Origin of the sequence: Sphingomonas endophytica (assembly GCF_001476895.1) — a bacterium.
Classification (GTDB): domain Bacteria; phylum Pseudomonadota; class Alphaproteobacteria; order Sphingomonadales; family Sphingomonadaceae; genus Sphingomonas; species Sphingomonas endophytica_A.
The window spans coordinates 1-615 of sequence record NZ_LDTB01000184.1; the positions used below are offsets into that span (position 1 = coordinate 1).

The 615-nt window shown below is 59.2% G+C and carries 1 protein-coding gene; it reads left to right on the forward strand.

The genetic code is table 11. From position 1 onward, the window contains the following. Window positions 1-572 (forward strand): molybdopterin oxidoreductase family protein (locus tag NS334_RS17950; RefSeq protein WP_241492011.1); only part of this gene is annotated, 572 nt, incomplete at its 5' end. Window positions 573-615: the final 43 nt, after the last annotated feature.

Sequence of the window (615 nt, forward strand, 5' to 3'; positions counted from 1 at the left end):
GTTTTCACTTCCCCGATGGCAAAGCCCGGCTCTATCCGTTGCAGTGGGAAGCGCCTGCCGAGGAGAGCGATGCCCATTATGATCTGCTGCTTAACAACGGCCGCATGCTGGAGCATTTTCAGGCCACCAACCAGACGGGGGCGGGGGGACGAATCACCTCGCTGTCGCCTCACTGGTACGTTGAAATCAGCCCCGCACTGGCACAGGAGCGTCACTTGCAGGAAGGCGACTGGGTCAGGCTGACGTCACGGCGCGGTGCGCTTGAGGTGCCGGTGATCATTACTGAACGCGTGGCAGGTAATATCCTTTTTATCCCGATACACCATGGTAAGCCGGGCGTAAACGGACTCACGGGGGATCATCACGATCCTGACGTGCAGACGCCAGCCTATAAAGAAATTGCCATTCGCCTGGAGAAGCTGGCGCGTCCTCCTCACGCTTCACCGCTGCCGTCGCACAATTTTCGCCATGGGCACCGCACGCCGCGCGATCATCTGCCCGTTGAGGATAAATGGCGTCAGCCAGGTTATACGCTGCCGCCTGAACACACCGCCCATCCGGAGAAGTTTTAATGGCTGAACCGCTAAAGTATGACGTGCCGCCCACGCGCACCGA